15 protein-coding genes are annotated in these 16,637 nt (G+C 67.6%); 10 read left to right on the top strand and 5 right to left on the bottom strand.

From position 1 onward, the window contains the following. Nucleotides 1–12: 12 nt before the first annotated feature. Nucleotides 13–996, bottom strand: coding sequence for a TRAP transporter substrate-binding protein (locus N1F91_RS02135; protein WP_289989848.1), 984 nt, complete (start codon nt 994–996; stop codon nt 13–15). A 267-nt stretch (nt 997–1,263) separates the two neighbouring features. On the opposite strand from N1F91_RS02135, the gene N1F91_RS02130 reads away from it, so the two are divergent. After that, nucleotides 1,264–1,791, top strand: a complete 528-nt coding sequence (locus tag N1F91_RS02130) for a phosphatidylglycerophosphatase A (RefSeq protein ID WP_289989847.1) — start codon at nt 1,264–1,266, stop codon at nt 1,789–1,791. Between the two features lie 158 nt (nt 1,792–1,949). Here the strand turns inward: N1F91_RS02130 and N1F91_RS02125 are convergent, their stop codons facing one another. From N1F91_RS02125 to N1F91_RS02110, 4 genes are read right to left on the bottom strand one after another with little or no spacing between them, the layout of a single operon-like run. Next, nucleotides 1,950–3,299, bottom strand: a complete 1,350-nt coding sequence (locus tag N1F91_RS02125) for an aspartate aminotransferase family protein (protein ID WP_289989845.1) — start codon at nt 3,297–3,299, stop codon at nt 1,950–1,952. Beyond that, complete coding sequence (locus tag N1F91_RS02120) at nt 3,292–3,987, bottom strand: HAD-IA family hydrolase (protein WP_289989843.1); 696 nt, start codon at nt 3,985–3,987, stop codon at nt 3,292–3,294. Before N1F91_RS02120 ends, N1F91_RS02125 begins: the two co-directional genes overlap by 8 nt. Then, nucleotides 3,984–5,225, bottom strand: a complete 1,242-nt coding sequence (locus tag N1F91_RS02115; protein WP_289989841.1) for a Tm-1-like ATP-binding domain-containing protein — start codon at nt 5,223–5,225, stop codon at nt 3,984–3,986. The genes N1F91_RS02120 and N1F91_RS02115 overlap by 4 nt, the downstream gene beginning before the upstream one ends. Before the next feature lie 17 nt (nt 5,226–5,242). Next, nucleotides 5,243–6,010, bottom strand: coding sequence for an IclR family transcriptional regulator (locus N1F91_RS02110; RefSeq protein WP_354670518.1), 768 nt, complete (start codon nt 6,008–6,010; stop codon nt 5,243–5,245). Between the two features lie 161 nt (nt 6,011–6,171). Between N1F91_RS02110 and N1F91_RS02105 the strand changes: the two genes are divergently transcribed. From N1F91_RS02105 to N1F91_RS02065, 9 genes are all read left to right on the top strand, one after another. Next, entirely contained in the window at nt 6,172–7,113 is a 942-nt protein-coding gene (locus N1F91_RS02105; RefSeq protein WP_289989838.1) for a tripartite tricarboxylate transporter substrate-binding protein, read from the top strand. Nucleotides 7,114–7,171: 58 nt separating this feature from the next. After that, nucleotides 7,172–7,711, top strand: a complete 540-nt coding sequence (locus tag N1F91_RS02100; protein ID WP_289989836.1) for a tripartite tricarboxylate transporter TctB family protein — start codon at nt 7,172–7,174, stop codon at nt 7,709–7,711. Between the two features lie 7 nt (nt 7,712–7,718). Next, nucleotides 7,719–9,209, top strand: a complete 1,491-nt coding sequence (locus tag N1F91_RS02095) for a tripartite tricarboxylate transporter permease (RefSeq protein ID WP_289989834.1) — start codon at nt 7,719–7,721, stop codon at nt 9,207–9,209. Beyond that, on the top strand, nt 9,202–10,689 hold the full coding sequence (locus N1F91_RS02090; protein ID WP_289989832.1) for an aldehyde dehydrogenase: 1,488 nt from the start codon (nt 9,202–9,204) through the stop codon (nt 10,687–10,689). Before N1F91_RS02095 ends, N1F91_RS02090 begins: the two co-directional genes overlap by 8 nt. Further along, nucleotides 10,689–12,077, top strand: a complete 1,389-nt coding sequence (locus N1F91_RS02085) for a transaminase (protein ID WP_289989831.1) — start codon at nt 10,689–10,691, stop codon at nt 12,075–12,077. Before N1F91_RS02090 ends, N1F91_RS02085 begins: the two co-directional genes overlap by 1 nt. Before the next feature lie 105 nt (nt 12,078–12,182). Beyond that, nucleotides 12,183–12,974: an SDR family oxidoreductase gene (locus N1F91_RS02080; protein ID WP_289989829.1), complete on the top strand. Its 792-nt coding sequence runs from the start codon at nt 12,183–12,185 to the stop codon at nt 12,972–12,974. Continuing rightward, on the top strand, nt 12,971–13,744 hold the full coding sequence (locus tag N1F91_RS02075) for an SDR family oxidoreductase (RefSeq protein WP_289989828.1): 774 nt from the start codon (nt 12,971–12,973) through the stop codon (nt 13,742–13,744). Before N1F91_RS02080 ends, N1F91_RS02075 begins: the two co-directional genes overlap by 4 nt. Before the next feature lie 369 nt (nt 13,745–14,113). After that, nucleotides 14,114–14,962, top strand: coding sequence for an alpha/beta hydrolase (locus N1F91_RS02070; protein ID WP_289989825.1), 849 nt, complete (start codon nt 14,114–14,116; stop codon nt 14,960–14,962). Between the two features lie 79 nt (nt 14,963–15,041). After that, entirely contained in the window at nt 15,042–16,607 is a 1,566-nt protein-coding gene (locus tag N1F91_RS02065) for an ABC transporter substrate-binding protein (RefSeq protein WP_289989823.1), read from the top strand. Nucleotides 16,608–16,637: the final 30 nt, after the last annotated feature.

Below are 16,637 nucleotides of genomic sequence, written 5' to 3'. Positions count from 1 at the left end.
GCCCGGTTTCGCTCAGTTCGACTGACGCACCGCGTCCACGAAGGTCTGGATCAGCGGATCCTTGGCGACCCAGGAATCGAAGACCGGCTTCATTCGTGCCTGCATCACGTCAAGATCGTCGAGCTTCGAGATGATGACGCCCTTCTCTTCCAGCTTCCTGGCGATTTCGGCCTCCTGGTCCCGCGCGAGCGCATAATGCTCTGCGATGACCTCGTGCCCGGCCTCGACGATGGCTGTCTTCACGTCATCCGGCAGACCGTCGAACCGGGGCCCGCCCATCATCAGCACGCCGGGCCAGAAATAGTGGCCGGTCAGCGTCGCGTTCTTGGCGGCCTCGTAGAAGCTCTCGGCGAAGGCGGAGGAGAGGTTGATCTCCACCGCGTCGATGGTGCCGGTCTCCAGCGCCGAGAAGACCTCGCCATAGGCCATGCCGATCGGGTTCGTGCCGACGGCTTCCCAGATCGCCTTGTGGAGCGGCGTGGGAACGATGCGCGTCTTCAGTCCCGCGAAGTCCGCAACCGATCGCACCGGCTTCGTGCGGGACAGGAAGTGGCGCTGGCCGGCCTCGATGTAACCGAGACCCTTGATGCCCGTCGCCCCCAGCGTATCCAGCATCTGCTGGCCCACGTCGGAGGAGAGCACTTCGGCCATCCTGTCGTAGCTCGGCACCAGGAACGGCAGCTGGAGCGCGTCGAAGGCGGGGGCGTTCAGCGTCAGCGGAATCGTCGGCACCGAGACCAGCGCCCCGTCGATGGTTCCGAGCTGGATGCCCTCGAGAAGCTGCTTGTCGTCGCCCAGTTGCCGATCGCCGAAGACCTCGACCTTGACCTTGCCGCCGGTCTTTTCGGCGACCTTGTCGGCGAACATGACCAGCCCGTCCTGGAACAGGTGGCTCGACGATGCCGCGTGCCCGAACTTCAGCGTGACGTCCTGCGCGAGTGCGGCGCCCGGCGCGAGCAGAACAAGTGCGGCGAGAAGGCCGCTGCGGATATTCATGTTGCATTCCTCCCTTTTGTTTCTTATATAGAAACACCATTACACTATACGATACACCTGCCGTCCGGTCAATCCGGTGGCGGAAGGCTCGGCGATCATCCCTGCCGCGCGCGGCACCAGCGCCCTCGCACCGAAACATGCCGTCGACAAGAAGCGCGGGCGGGACGCGCGGGGAAGCCGTTGCCGATCCCGGTCCGGCACCGGGTGCATTGGATTCGGCCGTTCGCTCACCATATGGACGGGCGCACCCACCGCAGCGAGCAGGACATGTTTGCGTCTTTCCACATCGCCGTCCTTCCGGAGAGCGTCTTCCTGCTCCATCCGGCGATCGTCGTCGGCAGCTGGTTCGGCATGGGCCTGGTCGAGCCGCTGCGCGCCGGTCTGGCAGTCGCCAGCGTCGTTCCGCTGGCCGTCCTTCTCTCCGGCCGGTCGCCCCTGCTGCTCGTCGTCGCGGCGCTTCTGGTCGGTGTCACTGGCATGTGGGCGGCACATGCGTGGGAAGCGCTGGTCTCTCTCAAGGACGACCGCCGCATCGTGGTCGACGAGGTTGCGGGCTATCTGGCGGGCATGGCGCTGATCGGACGGACAGGCTGGCTGGCCGGCGGTTGTTTTGCAGCCGCGTTCCTCGCCCTCGATCACGCCAAGCCATGGCCCTTCGACCAGATCGAGGGCTTCCATGGGGGCGTGGGCGTCATGCTGGACGATCTGGCGGTGGCGGTGCCGCTCGCAGCCGCCGTGCTGCTGATCGCGGCGGCAGGACGCCGGATCGGCCGGTTCGAACGTCGTTCAGGGTGAAGCCGAGGCGGCAGCGTCCGCGGGCATGATGTCGCAGCGGTCTGCCTCGTGCCTGGCGGCCAGGCAGTTCCGCAATGGCAACATCGCGACGCGGCACCCGTTTGCCAGGGAGGAGAGCGGCGCGGGTGGCCCGGGATCGTCCGGGCCGGCCGACCGTCTCAGGCGGCCGCGAGACCGACGTCGAGGGCCGCGGTGATGGTCCGCACCTGTTCGGCCGTCAGGACCAGCGGCGGTGACAGGATGATGTTGGAACCGGACACGCGCAGCATGACCCCCGCATCATAGGCGGCGTCCGCCACGCGCTTCATGACGCCCTTGTCGGCCGGCTTGCGGGAGGCACGGTCGGAAACCAGCTCCAATGCGGCCATCAGGCCCTTGCAGCGGACGTCGCCGACGATGTCGTGTCTGCCCTTGAGGCCTTCCAGCGCCTCGGCGAGTTCCAGGCCCCGGGCTGCGGCGTTCTCGTCCAGCTTCAGCCGACGCGTCTCTGAAAGCGCTGCGAGGCCCGCGGCACAGCCGACCGGATGGCCGGAATAGGTATAGCCGTGGCCGATGGCGCCGAAGCTGGTGCTGTCGGCTTCGAACACTTCGGCGACCTTGCCGCCGATCATCGTCGCGCCGAGCGGGAAGTAGCCGGAGGTGATGGCCTTGGCGATGGTCATCATGTCCGGCTTCACCCCGGAGAGCCTCGAACCGGACCAGGCGCCGGTCCGGCCGAAGCCGGTGACGACTTCGTCCGCGATCAGCAGGATCTCGTGGCGGTCGCAGACCTCGCGCACCTGCGGCATGAAGCTCTCGTGCGGCACGATCACACCGCCCGCACCGAGCACCGGCTCCATGATGAAGGCGGCGATCGTGTCGCCGCCCTGGAAGGCGATCTCGTCTTCCAGCGCCCGGATGCACAGCCTGGCCAGGGTCTCGGGATCCGACTCGTCGAAGGGATTGCGGTAGGCGTAGGGTGCTGGGATATGGAAGACGCCGGGCATCAGCGGTTCGTAGTTGCGGCGGAAATTGGCGTTGCCGTTGACCGAGGCGCCGCCGAAATGCGTGCCGTGATACCCCTTCTTGAGGGCCATGAATTTCGTGCGGTCGGCCTGGCCGCGGATCTTCCAGTACTGGCGTGCGAGGCGCAGCGCGGTCTCGACGGAATCCGACCCGCCGGACGTGAAGAAGGCGCGCGTCATCCCCTCCGGTTCGAACCACTGCGTCAGTTCCCAGGCGAGTTCGATCGACGGACCTGTGGAGGTTCCGCGGAAGCCGGAGTAGTAGGGCAGCGCATCGAGCTGGGCAGCGATCGCCTGCTTGATGGGATCGCAGCTGTAGCCGAGATTGACGTTCCAGAGGCCGCCGACCGCGTCGAGCACCGTGCGGCCCTCCAGATCGGTGACATGGGCGCCTTCGCCCTTCATGATGACGCGCGGCGGCTGGCTGCGCATCTCTGCGGGATGCGCCATCGGGTGCCAGATCTGCCGGGCATTATTCTCGGCGAGGAAGTTCGTGTCACGCATTGTCTGTCCTCTCGGCGACGCTTTCGGGCAGGTCGAGGGCAAGCCCGAAATGGGCGAGCGCCTCGCTGAAGGAACGGTGCGGATCGCGCACCTCGAAATGAACGGCCCGCATTCCGGCTCGTCCCGCACCGGCGACGTTCCGGGCCTGGTCGTCGACGAAGACGCATGACGAGGCCGGCACACCGAGGGCATCCGCCACCGCGGCGTAGGCGCGCGGATCGGGCTTGAGAATACCCGTATGGGTCGCGTCGACGATCGGATCGAACAGCGACAGCAGCGGCAGCCGCTGCCGGAAATCGGCACCGTAGAAAAGATCGAGCTCGTTCGACAGGACGGCGAGGCGGATGCCGGCCGCATGGGCGACGCGGATCGCCGCGTGCGCCTCCGGCCGGACGATGGCCTCCGGATCAGCGCCCCGGGCGCGCCGGACGAAGGTCTCCATGGCGGACCATTCCTCGCCCACCAGCCGTCCCACCTCTCGGGTGCGCTCCATCCAGTAGTCGCGCTCGCTGATCTCGTCGTCCTGCATGCGGCGCCAGAGGACGTCCGTCTCGGGCGCGAAGGGGCCGCGCCAGGTCAGGCTGCCGGGCGGCAGACCGAGGGCCGCCTCGGAAAGCCGATGCGTCTCGAACAGCGTGCGGGTCACCACGCCGCCGAAATCGAGCACGAGGGCCGACGGCGGGTTCACGAGGGCACCCCGGGGGCGATGATGCCTTCGGCCGCCCAGCGATCGAAGATGTCCAGCGCGGCCGCGACGAACGCGCTGCCGTTGATGTGTCCGGGTATTTCGCGAAAGACGACGTTGCCGGGCACGCAACCGCGCATCTCGTCGACGAACGCGGCCGTCGCGGCCGGTTCGTGCAGCGGCTCTCCCTCCTGGTCCCACTGCTGGATGCCGCCGGCCGGCAGGATGAAGGCGGTCGGGCCGGCGGCCGTCGCGAGCTTGGCGCCGATGGCGCGGGCGATGGCGCGACGTCCCTCGCCGTCGCTGGTCACCGACGAGAGCAGCCGGTTGTGCGCATGGTAAGGGCGCCCGTCGAACTGCCGGGGCACCGGCTGCCATGTCGGGAAGTCGACCATGTCGATGGCGCCGGGCGCGACGATCTGCGGCACGCCGGCCCGGCCGGCATTTTCGAGCCGGTCGGCGCCGGACGTGACCACCGAGCCGGACAGATGGTTGGCCAGTTCCTGGAGACTGAAGTCCAGCACGGCGGCGAAACCGCGCTGCGCGGCGATCGCTTCCAGCGCGCGGCCGCCCATTCCCGTGGTGTGGAAGATCACCACCTCGTAGCCGCGCCTCTCGAGCTCCGGTTTCAGCGGAACCATGTAGGTGAGGCAGCTCTTGCCGAGCGAGCTGATCGCGACGATGGGGCGCCGAAGGTCGGGGCGTTCTGCCGCGCGCGCGGCGCCGACGACGGCACCGCAGGCCTGGGACAGCACCGCCCTGCAGGTCGAGTTCAATCCGTAGAGCCCGCCCGCCCACAGGATCATCATCAGATCGGTGGCGATGCGCTCCGGCGGTACGAGGTGCGAATAGGCGATGGTCGAGACGACGAATTTCGGGACGCCCAGAGGCAGCGCGAGTGCGACGTCGAGCGCGAGGTCGGTGCCCATCGTGCCGCCGAGGGCAATCACGCCGTCGATGCGGCCCTCGTCGTGGAGCCGTCTCGTCAGGGCCGACGCACCGGCGGCCATCACCGTCATGGCGCTGTTCTCGTCGCCCATCGCGATGATTTCCGGAATGGTCGAGCCGCCTGCGGCCGCCACGGCGTCCTTGTCGAAATCGGGTCGGTAGGGCGGGTCGCCCAGCACGCTGACGTCGAGCATCAGCGGCAGCCCCCCGGCTTCCGCGATCTTCATGCGCATGAATTCGAGTTCGTCGGCCTTGGTGTCGCCGGTTCCGATGATCAGGATCCTTGGCTGCATCCGTTGATTCTCCCCCGTCATGCGGAAGCCCTTTTCCTCAGGGCACCGAACCCCTCGCCGCTGAGGCGTTCGCTGATCTGGCGCGCGGCGGCCGCGACGGCCTGTCCGCGTTCGGCCGCCAGCGCCTTGGTCGTGCGCACCACCGGCGCCGCGATGGCCAGCGTCCCGATGGCGTAGCCGCCGGAACCGAGAATCGCGGCGGCGACGCTGAAGACGCCGTCCTCGAAGCCCTGGTCCATGATGGAGTAGCCTCGCGCCCGCGTGGCTTCGACCTCCGCGAGGATGGCTCCCGGCTCGGTGACGGTGTGCGACGTGAAAGCCGTGAGCGGATTGCCGAGCGCCGCCTTCACCGCATCGGGGCGCGCATGGGCGAGATAGGCGAGGCCCGACGCGGTCGAGTGCAGGGGAAGGTATTCGCCGACGTTGACGTTGACCCGGTTCGCCCGGGCGGGATGCTCGACCAGCACCGTGAGAAGGGATGCGTTGCCGGCTTCGGACAGATGCACCGTCTCCGACGTCGCGATCGCCAGGTCGCGAAGAAACGGCAGCGCGGTCTGCAGCAGGGGAAGGCGCGCCTCGCGGATGCGGGCGAGCCGGGTCAGCCCGGCCCCCAGCCGGTAGTGACGCGTCTCGGCATCCTGCTCGACGAAGCCGTGGCGCGACAGCGACAGCAACAGCCGCCGCGTCGTCGCCTTGTCGTAGCCGGCGCGGCGCGCGATCTCCGAAAGACCGAGTTCCGGCGTGTCGATGCTGAACAGGTCGAGCAGCGATATCGCCTTGTCCACCGTGCTCAAATGCTTCCTCCGACCCGTCCTTCCGTACCGTCAGAAAAGAGGTTGACAGGACCGCCGCCGGTTTGCAAGTCTATATTTGAAATAATGGTTCAAATAATGAACCGACAACAAGGGGATCGTGGGCAGCCGGCCCACCAACGAGGAGAGAACAGATGAGCGCATTGCGAGGTGCCCTGCTGACGGGTGCCGTCATGGCCTTGATGTCCGTCGGCGTCGCGAAGGCCGAATATCCGGAAAAGCCGGTGGGCTTCGTCGTCCCCTTCCCACCCGGGGATCTGGAGGACGTGCTGACGCGGATGATCGCGGAGGATTTCCAGGCGAAGTACGGGGTCGCCGCTGCCGTCATCAACAAGCCGAGCGACGGCGGTCCGTTCCCCGGTGCCGCCGAGGCGGCCGCCGCACCGGCGGATGGCTACACGATCGGTTCGTTCGTCGTCGACGTGCCTGTGGTCGGACCGGACGTCGGCATTCCGGCACTCAACCCGGATCCATTCGAACCGCTCGGGATCTTCCTGACCTATCCCTTCGTGATCGCGACCTCGGCGGACGCACCCTATGCCACGATGCAGGAACTGGCCGCCCACGCCAAGGACAACAAGGTCGCGCTCGGTCACTTCGGGTCGTTCCTCCTTCCCACGCAGGCGACCTTCGCCGCGGCCAAGCAGCTTGGTTTCGAGTGGGGCACGGAAGCCTCGAACGATGCGCTGGACTGCAACTCGCTGGCCTCCGGCGATTTCGACGTGATCAACACGACGATCCAGCAGATCCTTCCCTGCCTCGATCAGGTGAAGATCCTGGCGACCATCACCGACGGCCCGATCAGCGTCGTTCCGGACGCTCCGACGCTCGCTTCGATCGCGCCGGAACTCAACGTGTCGCTTTGGAACGGCCTGTTCGTGCACAAGGACACGCCGGCCGATGTCCGCGAGAAGATCATCGCGGTGGCGAAGGAAACCATGGCCTCCGACCGCGTCAGGAAGCTTTCGGCCGACACCGGCGCCGTCGTCTACTGGAAGGATGCCGAGGCGGCCGCGCGCCAGATCGAAACCGACAAGGCGACGATCGCAAAGATCAACGCGATGATCGGCAACTGAACCGAAACGGAGCGCCGGGAAAACGTTCCGGCGCTTCGGGTCTACGGAGCCGGCTTCGATGGAACACGACAACGCAACGCCGCACGTCTTCCCCGAAGCGCGCAGGCCCGGCGAACTCTTTTACTCCCTGATCTTCCTGGCAACCGCACTCGCACTGCTGTCCATGATCTTCTGGCAGACGAGCGTGCTGCCGGGGAAGGGGTTCGCCGCGCAACCCCGTACCTGGCCTCTGATCAGCCTCGTCGGCATGACGCTCTTCGCCTTCGCCAACCTCGTGGCGACGAGCCGTTCGGCGCGGACGCCGGGACGCTGGAGGGAAGTCGTCGTCTGGATCCGCTCGCTCGAACATGTCGGTTGGTACCTGCTCTACGTCGCGGCGATACCGGCTGTCGGATATCTGGGGGCGACGCTGGCCTTCTGCCTCTTCATGACCTGGCGTGCGGGCTACCGGTCCGGCCTCGCATTCGCCGCCGCGGCGTCGTTCGCGCTGTTCGTGGTGCTGCTGTTCAAGTCCCTGTTCAACGTGAAGATCCCGGGCGGCGCAGTCTACGAATACCTGCCCGACACCCTCCGCTACATCATGATCCGCTACTTCTGAGGGTTCCATGGACGTCTTTCTGTCGGGACTGGAAATCATTGCCCGCTGGGACGTGATCGCGGCCCTCCTGATCGGATCGATCGGCGGGGTGATGGTCGGCGCGATGCCCGGCGTGGGCGCCGCGGTGGCGATCGCCATCATGCTGCCCGCCACCTTCTCGCTGGAGCCGATCGTCGGTCTCACCGCCCTTCTGGGGATCTATGGTTCCTCCATGTTCGGCGGCGCCATCCCCGCGATCCTCATCAACACGCCGGGAACGCCGGTCAACGCGCTGACGACCTATGACGGCTACCCGATGACCAGGCGCGGCGAGGCGCGGCGTGCTCTCGGCCTTGCCTATTCCTCGTCCTTCTTCGGCGGCATCTTTTCCATCGTCTGCCTGATCCTGCTCGCCCCGGTGCTCGCCCGCATCGCGCCGATGTTCGGGGCCCGCGAGATCTTCCTTGCGGCCCTCCTCGGCATCGTCCTGGTGGTGGTGACGCATCGCGGCCAGGTTCTCGCCGCCGGCATGCTGGTCTGCTACGGAATCTTCCTCAAGACCGTCGGTCTCGAAGGGGCTGGCTATACGCAGCGCTACACGTTCGGGCAGACCTGGCTTGCCTCGGGGATCGACCTGATCGTCGTCGTGCTCGGCCTGTTCGCCCTGAGCCAGGCCTTCATCCTTCTGTCCGGCAAGGACCAGAAATACGAACTGCCGCCGCTGGCCAAATCCGGGTTCTTCTCGTCGATGTCGGAGATCCTGCGCTTCAAGCGGGTCGCGACGGTGGCGTCGAGCTTCGGCGTGATCTGCGGGATGATCCCGGGCGTCGGCGAGTTCATGTCGCAGTTCATGTCCTACGGCTACGCGCAGAAGACGTCGAAGACGCCGGAACTGTTCGGCAAGGGCAACCCGGAGGGTATCGTTGCCTCGGAGGCCGCCAACAATTCGGTGCCGGCCGCCGCGATGATCCCGCTGCTCGCGCTCGGAATACCCGGCGAGGAGCTGACGGCGATGATGCTCGCGGTGTTCTACGTCCACAACGTCATCCCGGGGCCGCAGCTGTTCCAGAACCAGCTCGACTTCGTCGTCGCGCTCTACATCGCGCTGTTCATCCTCAACGTGCTCGTCGTGCTCTTCCTTCTGGTCTCCACCAATTCGCTGATGAAGGTGATGCTGATCCCCAACCGGTTCCTCGGCATGATGATCCTCACCTTCAGTCTGATCGGCGTCTACTCGCTGCGCAACTCGCTGAAGGACTGCGCCATCGCCGCCGCGTTCGGGGTCTTCGGGTTCATCCTGAAACGCCTGAACTGGCCGACATCGCCGATCATTCTGGGCATGGTGCTGGGCGGCCTGATGGAAGCCAAGCTCCGCACGGCCATGGCGAGGGTCGAGACGCCGTGGGACTTCATCAACCGACCCATCGCCTTCGTGCTGTTCTCGATGATCGTCATCGCCATCGTGCTGCACGTCGTGAGCGTGGTGCGGGACCGCAGGAAGGGGACCGGCAATGTCTGACCAGACACGCATCGATTCGCTCCGGCTCACCGAGGTCGCGGCGCGGGGCCTGTTCATCGACGGGCGGTTCCGCGAGCCCGTCGGCGGCGCACGGCGCGACGTGATCTCGCCGATCGACGGGCGTCTCCTGACGACCATCGCCGAGGCCCGCCGCGAGGACGTCGACCTCGCCGTCGCAGCGGCGCGTCGCGCCTTCGAGGCCGGGAGATGGTCCCGGGCAGCACCCTCCGACCGCAGGAAGGTCATGCTGCGCATCGCCGAACTCATCGACAGGCACGCGCTGGAGCTTGCCGTGCTGGGCGTGCGCGACAACGGCACCGAGATCGCCATGGCACTGAAGGCGGAGCCGGGCAGCGCCGCGGCCACCTTCCGCTATTACGCCGAGGCGATCGACAAGGTGTATGGGGAGATCGCGCCGACGGCGCCGAACGTCCTCGGCCTCGTGCACCGCCAGCCGGTCGGCGTCGTCGCGGCCATCGTGCCGTGGAATTTCCCGATGATGATCGGGGCGTGGAAGATCGCGCCGGCGCTTGCCGCCGGCAATTCCGTGGTGCTCAAGCCGGCCGAGATCGCCTCGCTGTCGCTGCTGCGGCTGGCCGAGCTCTGTGCCGAGGCCGGCCTGCCCGAGGGCGTGCTCAACGTCGTCACCGGCAAGGGGTCCGTCTGCGGCGAGGCGCTGGGCCTCCACATGGACGTGGACGTCATGGCCTTCACCGGCTCGGGTCCGGTCGGGCGCAGGCTGCTGGAATACTCTGCCCGGTCGAACCTGAAGCGCTGCTATCTCGAACTCGGCGGCAAGTCGCCCAACATCGTGTTCGCCGATGCGCCCGACCTCGAACAGGCGGCGAAGGTCTCCGCCTACGGCATCTTCCGCAATTCGGGCCAGGTCTGCGTCGCCGGCTCGCGCCTGCTGGTGGAGGAGCAGGTCCACGACGATTTCGTCGCCAGGGTGGCCTCGATCGCCGCCGCGATGCGGGTCGGTGACCCGCTCGACCTCGCCACCGAAGCGGGCGCCGTGGCAAGCGAGGACCAGCTGTCGAAGAACCTCGATTTCGTCCGCCGCGCCGAGGCAGAGGGTGGCCGGCTCGTGACCGGCGGCGGCCGGATCCTGACCGAGACCGGCGGTTTCTACATGCAACCGACGGTCTTCGCCGGCATCGAGCCGTCCATGCATCTGGCGCAGGAGGAGGTCTTCGGACCCGTGCTGGGCGTCATGTCCTTCAGGGGCGAGGCCGAGGCCGTGGCGCTGGCCAACTCCACGCCCTATGGCCTCGCCTCGGCCGTCTGGACGTCGAACCTGTCGCGCGCCCACCGGATGGTGCGGGCGGTCCGGGCCGGCGTGGTGCACGTCAACACCTATGGCGGTGCCGATCTGACCGTGCCGCTCGGCGGCATCGGGCAGTCCGGCAACGGCCACGACAAGTCGCTGCACGCGCTCGACAAATTCACCGACCTCAAGACCGCATGGATATCGTTGTGATGAACTCTCCCACCCGCCGGATGTCCGGAACGATCGACGGGCTCATCGACGCCGAGCAGGCGCGCTTCGCCGAAACGCATCCGCGCTCGGCCGAGGCCTGGGCGAGGGGGCGCGAGCATTTCCTCTATGGCGGCCCGTCGCACTGGATGCGGCGCTGGGCGGGCGGTTTTCCGGTCTATGTCGAGGAGGCCCGCGGCTGCCACGTCCGCGACATCGACGGACACGACTATGTCGACTTCTGCCTGGGCGACACCGGCGGCATGTGCGGTCACGCGCCGGCGGCGGTGACGCGGGCGGCGGTGAGGCAGCTGGAACGCGGCACCACCCACATGATGCCGACGGAGGACAGCCTGTGGGTGGGCGAGGAACTGGCGCGCCGCTTCGGCCTGCCCTACTGGACCCTGACGACCTCCGCCACCGATGCCAACCGCGGCGCGATCCGCATCGCCCGCATGATCACCGGCCGCGACAAGGTGCTGGTGTTTTCGGGATGCTACCACGGCGGCATCGATGAGGCGCATGTCGAGCTGCATGACGGGCGGCTGCGGATGCGCAACATGATCCACCCGAACGGCGTCGACCATTCGCGCGTCTCCAAGGTCGTGCAGTTCAACGACGTCGCGGCCCTCGAGGAGGCGCTGGCTCCGGGCGACGTGGCCTGCGTGGTCATGGAGCCGCTGATGACCAACTTCGGCATGATCCCGGTCGCAGAGGGCTTCCACGCCGCCGTCCGGGAACTCTCGCGGCGCACGGGAACGGTGCTGGTCATCGACGAGACCCACACGCTGTCCTGCGGGCCGGGCGGCTATACGGCCCTGAACGGGCTCGAGCCCGACATCTTCGTTGCGGGCAAGGCGATCGCCGGCGGCATTCCGGCCGGCATCTTCGGCGTTTCGGCAACGGTCGCGGAGCGGCTCTGGCAGGTCGTGCCCTTCGTCAACCCGCGGCAGCGCCAGTCGGCGCATTTCGGCATCGGCGGCACGCTCGCCGGCAATGCCCTGACCGTGGCCACCATGCGCGCCGTGCTGGAGGAGGTGCTGACGCCCGCGAACTACGCCGTCATGCTCGCCCGCGCCGCCCGGCTGGCCGATGCCGCGCGCGCGGTGATCGCGCAGCGCCGCCTGCCGTGGCACGTCACCCAGATCGGCGCGCGGGCTGAAATCATGTTCATCCCGGCGCCGCCACGCAACGGCGCGGAGGTGGCGGCGACGCGGCGCGGCGACCTCGAGACGCTGCTTCACGCCGTCTACATGAACGAGGGCATCCTCGTGACGCCGTTCCACACCATGTTCCTGATGTGCCCGGCCACCGCAGACGCCGATGTCGACCGTCACACCGAAGCCTTCGCCCGCTTCGCCGACATGGTCGTCGCGCACGGCGCGGCCTGAGAGGATGTGAAAGAATGCCCGTTTCCGCGCAGCTTAAGCCAAAAATCCCAAGGATTTCGATGGGCATTCTTTCGCATCCTCGATTGATTAACGCGCTCTGAGCCGATGGCCTTCGACCTTACCGGGCGCGTGGCGCTTGTGACCGGCGGCGGCCGCGGCATCGGGGCAGCCGCGGTCACGCGGCTGGCCGAGGCAGGCGCCTGCGTCGCGATCTGCAACCGGACGCCCGATCCGGCCGCGGACCTCGCCGGCCGCCTTTCGGCACGCGGTCTTTCGGTGCGGACCGTCGCCTGGCCCGGGACCGGCCGGGCCGGGTTGCGCGCCATGGTCGACGGCCTCGTCGGCGAAGAAGGCCGTCTCGACATCGCCGTCCACAATGCCGGCGGCTGTCCCTGGGCGTCGATCGATGCGCTCGACGAGGGGCAGTTGGGCGAGGCGCTCGATATCAACCTCTCCGCCTTCGTCTGGCTGGTGCAGGCCTGCGCGCCGCACATGCGCGCCCGCGGCTTCGGCCGTCTCCTGGTGACCTCGTCGGTGTCGGCGCGCGTGGCGATGGGCGGCGGCGCGCATTATTCGGCGGCCAAGGCCGGCGTGAACGCCTTCGTTCGCGGCGCGGCCTTCGAACTGGCCCGCGATGGGATCACGGTGAACGGTGTCGAACCGGGCTTCATCGCCAAGCCGGGGCGGGGCACCCTGTCGACGGCCGAGAAGCAGGCCGCCATCGGTCGCCACATCCCGATGGGCCGGATGGGCGAGGCCGACGACATCGCCTTCGCCATGCTCTATCTGGCATCTGCCGAGGCCAGATACGTCACCGGACAGACGATCGTCGTCGACGGCGGATCGACGCTTCCGGAGACCGGCTACGCCGTCGAGGACCGCTGGGGGCTTTCATGACCGGACGACTGAGCGGCCGTATCGCGCTGGTCACCGGCGCCGCGACCGGCATGGGCCGGGCGACGGCGGACCTGTTCGCGCAGGAAGGCGCGTCGCTGGTGCTGTTCGGTCTCGGCGGAGAGGCGCTCGACGACGCAGCCGCCGCGACCGAAGGCGTGGCCGTCCACGGCAGCGTGACGGACGAGACGGCAATCGCCCGCGCGATCGACGCCTGCCGCGGCCGGCTGGACATTCTGGTCAATGCGGCAGGCATCATCCTGCTCGACGAGCCGGAGACCCTCGCCGACGAGGTCTGGGAACGCAGCTTCGCGGTCAACACCACCGGCACCATGAAGGTCTGCCGCGCATCCCTGCCGCTGCTCAAGCGCGCCGGCGGCGCGATCGTCAACATCGCCTCCGTCGGGGCGTTCAACGCAAGCCCGGTCAACGCCGCCTATTCCGCCAGCAAGGCGGCACTCGTCTCCTACTCGCGTACCCTCGCCTACGCGCACGGCCCGGACGGCATCCGCGTCAACGCGGTCGCACCCGGCTGGGTGCGCACGCCGATGAGCGAGTGGGAGATGGAGGCGGCCGCGCGGGCGAACGGCACGAGTGTCCAGGAAGAGTTCGCCGCCCTCGAGAGCCGCATCGCTCTGAGGCGGGTGGCGCAACCGCGGGAGATCGCCGCCTGCTGCCTGTTCCTCGCCTCCGACGACGCCTCTTTCGTCACGGGCGCAGTGCTCGTGGCGGACGGCGGCGGGCGCGCCCCGACACACAACCGCGCGGTCTGACGGCCCCGCCTGCAGCAGGCGCGCGCTTCCAGGCGACCCCGCAGCACCCCACTGCGGCAAGTCCGGTCTGGCGGACCGTGCCGGACACGCCTGCCAGAAAACCTGGCGCCGTTCGCAAGCGGCCGCCTGCGCCCGCTCGCCTTGTTCGAAGCCGGCGGAGAGGGGCCCCTTCCCAAGTCCACCACCGACCCCGCCGGCCCCGCGGCATTCGCTACGTCATCGAGGCAGCGAGGCGATTGCAGGCCGGTGCGGCCGCATCCTCATTGTGTGCTCAAAAGGCCATGGAATGCGATCGACCGCGAAATCAGATGCTTTTCATGATCACAAAATCATGAAATAGTGCTCCCGTATCAGAAGGAGTGCGGTTGCATGCGCAAGGTGCCGGGGCACGGCAAGACGCTGTCCTACTATGATTTCGGCCACACCACGGTCTATGCGTCGCGCTTCGACCAGCGCTTCGCCTACTGCGCCTACGTCCCGCAGGACTACGAGGAAGACGGCGACCGGACCTACCCGCTGGCGGTCATCGTGCACGGCACCGAGCGCGGCATGCAGCGCTACCGCGATGCCTTCGCCGATTTCGCCGAGCAGCACGGCGTCATCGTGCTGTGCCCGCTGTTCCCCACCAACATCTGCTTTCCCGGCGACCTGTCGACCTACAAGGCGCTGCGGCACGGCGACCTGCACTACGACGCGGTGCTGCTCGACATGGTCGAGGAGATGCGCGAGCGCTACCGCATCGAAGGCGATCGGGTGATGATGTACGGCTTCTCCGGCGGCGGCCACTTCACCCACCGCTTTCTCTATCTGCATCCCGAGCGCCTGCTCGCGGCCTCCATCGGCGCGCCGGGCGTGGTGACGCTGCTCGACTTCGAGCACGACTGGTGGGTCGGTCTGCGCAATTTCGAGGCGCTGTTCGGCAAGCCGGTCGATGTCGATGCCATGCGCAAGGTCGCGGTGCAGGCCGTCATCGGCGGCGCCGATACCGAGACCTGGGAGATCACCATCACGCCCGACGATCCCTGGTGGATGCCGGGTGCCGACCTGGCCGGCGCCAACCGCAACGACCGCATCGGCGCGCTCAAGCAGAGCCTCGAGGCGCAGGGCATCGCCGTGCGGCTCGACGTCGAGCCCGGCGTCGCCCACGACGACCGCACGCTGCTCAAGCACGTCAAGGCCTTCTTCGCCGAGACGCTGGCTGCGGCGCGCCCCGCCTGAACCATCGCACGGGCTCCGCCAGACGAGCCCGGCACGGCCTGACCATGAACGGGAACACGAGACAAGGGAACTTCAGACGATGGGAAGACTGACGATTTCATCCTTTCTGGCCGGCGCCGCGCTGCTGGTCGCCGCTCCGGTCCTGGCGCAGGAGCCGGCCAAGGGCGGCACGCTCACGGTGCGCATGAATGCCGACATCCGCGGCACCGACGGCCTCAACCGCGACGCCAACACCGACACGGTGCTGCACCACATCTTCGAGACGCTGGTCGGATTTCGCGACGATCTGTCGATCGGACCCGTGCTGGCGCAGTCCTGGACGGTGTCGGACGACGGCCGCGCCTACTCCTTCACGCTGCGCGAGGGCGCGACCTACCATGACGGGTCGCCGGTGACGTCGGCCGACGTCAGGACGATCTGGGACTGGCGGGTCTCCAAGGGCAAGGAATGGTTCTGCAATCCCTTCTTCGACGGCAGCCAGGGGCTGAAGGTCGAGGCGGTGGAGACGCCGGACGATCGCACGGTGGTGTTCCGCATCAACGAGCCCAACGCGCTGTTTCTGGCACAGCTCGCCAACGTCCAGTGCAATGGCTGGATCGCCAGCCCGAAGAACATCGGCGCGGACGGCACCTGGATCGCCGGTTCCGCGATCGGCAGCGGTTCCTTCAGGCTCGGCACCTGGGAAAAGGGCCAGTTCGTCACGCTGGAGCGCTACGGCGACTACAAGCCGCTGGCGGAAGCCGCGAGCGGGCTCGCCGGTGATCGCACGGCCCATGTCGATGCGGTCAACTTCCTCATCATCCCCGACACGGCGGCCGCCGAGACCGCACTCTTTGCTGGCGAGGTCGACGTTCTGCCGGGGCTCGAATCGAGCCGCATCGAGGAGGCCAGGAGCCGCGGCATCACGGTGTCGTCGACGCCGGGCCTCTCCTGGACGCCGATCCTGCTGCAGACCAACGATCCGCTGCTGTCGAACGTGAAGATGCGCCAGGCGCTCGCGCATGCGGTCGACTTCGGCCAGATCGCCACGGTGCGCACCAGCGGGCTGTCGGAAGCCAATCCTTCGGCGGTCGCGCAGGCCAGCGCCTTCTTCGACGAGGACTTCCTCGCCTGGCCGGACTACGACCCCGAGAAGACCAAGGCACTGCTCACGGAAGCCGGCTACAAGGGCGAGCCGATCAAGATCCAGACCAACACGCGCTACCAGGGCATGTACGAGAACTCGATCCTGCTGCAGGCCATGCTTCAGGCGGCCGGCATCAATGCCGAACTCGAGGTGCTCGACTGGGCCGCACAGCTCGACAACTATCTCGCCGGCAAGTTCCAGATCCAGTCCTTCGGCTATTCGGCGCGGCTCGACCCGTCGCAGCTCTACGGCATCCTGATCGGCGACAAGTCCAGGACGCCGACGCGGCAGTGGCAGAACGACGAGGCCTACAAGCTCTACCTCGAGACGACGAAGACGACCGACGTCGAGGCGCGCAAGGCGTTGTTCAAGCAGATCCATGCGCTGATGGCGGCGGACGTGCCGATCCTCGGCCTCTACTACGAGCCGGTCATCGACGCGGTCGCGCCGGGCGTCGAGGGCTATTCCGCCTGGCCCGCCGACAAGACCCGCGCCTGGGGCGTGTGGAAGACGAAGTAGTCCGTCCGGGACGGCAGTCGAAGGCAGGGG

Origin of the sequence: Aquibium sp. ELW1220, assembly GCF_030398385.1 — a bacterium.
Lineage (GTDB): Bacteria > Pseudomonadota > Alphaproteobacteria > Rhizobiales > Rhizobiaceae > Aquibium.
This window is presented reverse-complemented; position numbering and strand designations above follow the sequence as displayed.

What these genes read in the sequence shown, in the direction of transcription:
- N1F91_RS02135 (WP_289989848.1), bottom strand. Translation starts at nt 996, where the DNA reads ATGAATATCCGCAGCGGCCTTCTCGCCGCACTTGTTCTGCTCGCGCCG.
- N1F91_RS02130 (WP_289989847.1), top strand. Translation starts at nt 1,264, where the DNA reads ATGTTTGCGTCTTTCCACATCGCCGTCCTTCCGGAGAGCGTCTTCCTG.
- N1F91_RS02125 (WP_289989845.1), bottom strand. Translation starts at nt 3,299, where the DNA reads ATGCGTGACACGAACTTCCTCGCCGAGAATAATGCCCGGCAGATCTGG.
- N1F91_RS02115 (WP_289989841.1), bottom strand. Translation starts at nt 5,225, where the DNA reads ATGCAGCCAAGGATCCTGATCATCGGAACCGGCGACACCAAGGCCGAC.
- N1F91_RS02105 (WP_289989838.1), top strand. Translation starts at nt 6,172, where the DNA reads ATGAGCGCATTGCGAGGTGCCCTGCTGACGGGTGCCGTCATGGCCTTG.
- N1F91_RS02100 (WP_289989836.1), top strand. Translation starts at nt 7,172, where the DNA reads ATGGAACACGACAACGCAACGCCGCACGTCTTCCCCGAAGCGCGCAGG.
- N1F91_RS02095 (WP_289989834.1), top strand. Translation starts at nt 7,719, where the DNA reads ATGGACGTCTTTCTGTCGGGACTGGAAATCATTGCCCGCTGGGACGTG.
- N1F91_RS02090 (WP_289989832.1), top strand. Translation starts at nt 9,202, where the DNA reads ATGTCTGACCAGACACGCATCGATTCGCTCCGGCTCACCGAGGTCGCG.
- N1F91_RS02085 (WP_289989831.1), top strand. Translation starts at nt 10,689, where the DNA reads ATGAACTCTCCCACCCGCCGGATGTCCGGAACGATCGACGGGCTCATC.
- N1F91_RS02080 (WP_289989829.1), top strand. Translation starts at nt 12,183, where the DNA reads ATGGCCTTCGACCTTACCGGGCGCGTGGCGCTTGTGACCGGCGGCGGC.
- N1F91_RS02075 (WP_289989828.1), top strand. Translation starts at nt 12,971, where the DNA reads ATGACCGGACGACTGAGCGGCCGTATCGCGCTGGTCACCGGCGCCGCG.
- N1F91_RS02070 (WP_289989825.1), top strand. Translation starts at nt 14,114, where the DNA reads ATGCGCAAGGTGCCGGGGCACGGCAAGACGCTGTCCTACTATGATTTC.
- N1F91_RS02065 (WP_289989823.1), top strand. Translation starts at nt 15,042, where the DNA reads ATGGGAAGACTGACGATTTCATCCTTTCTGGCCGGCGCCGCGCTGCTG.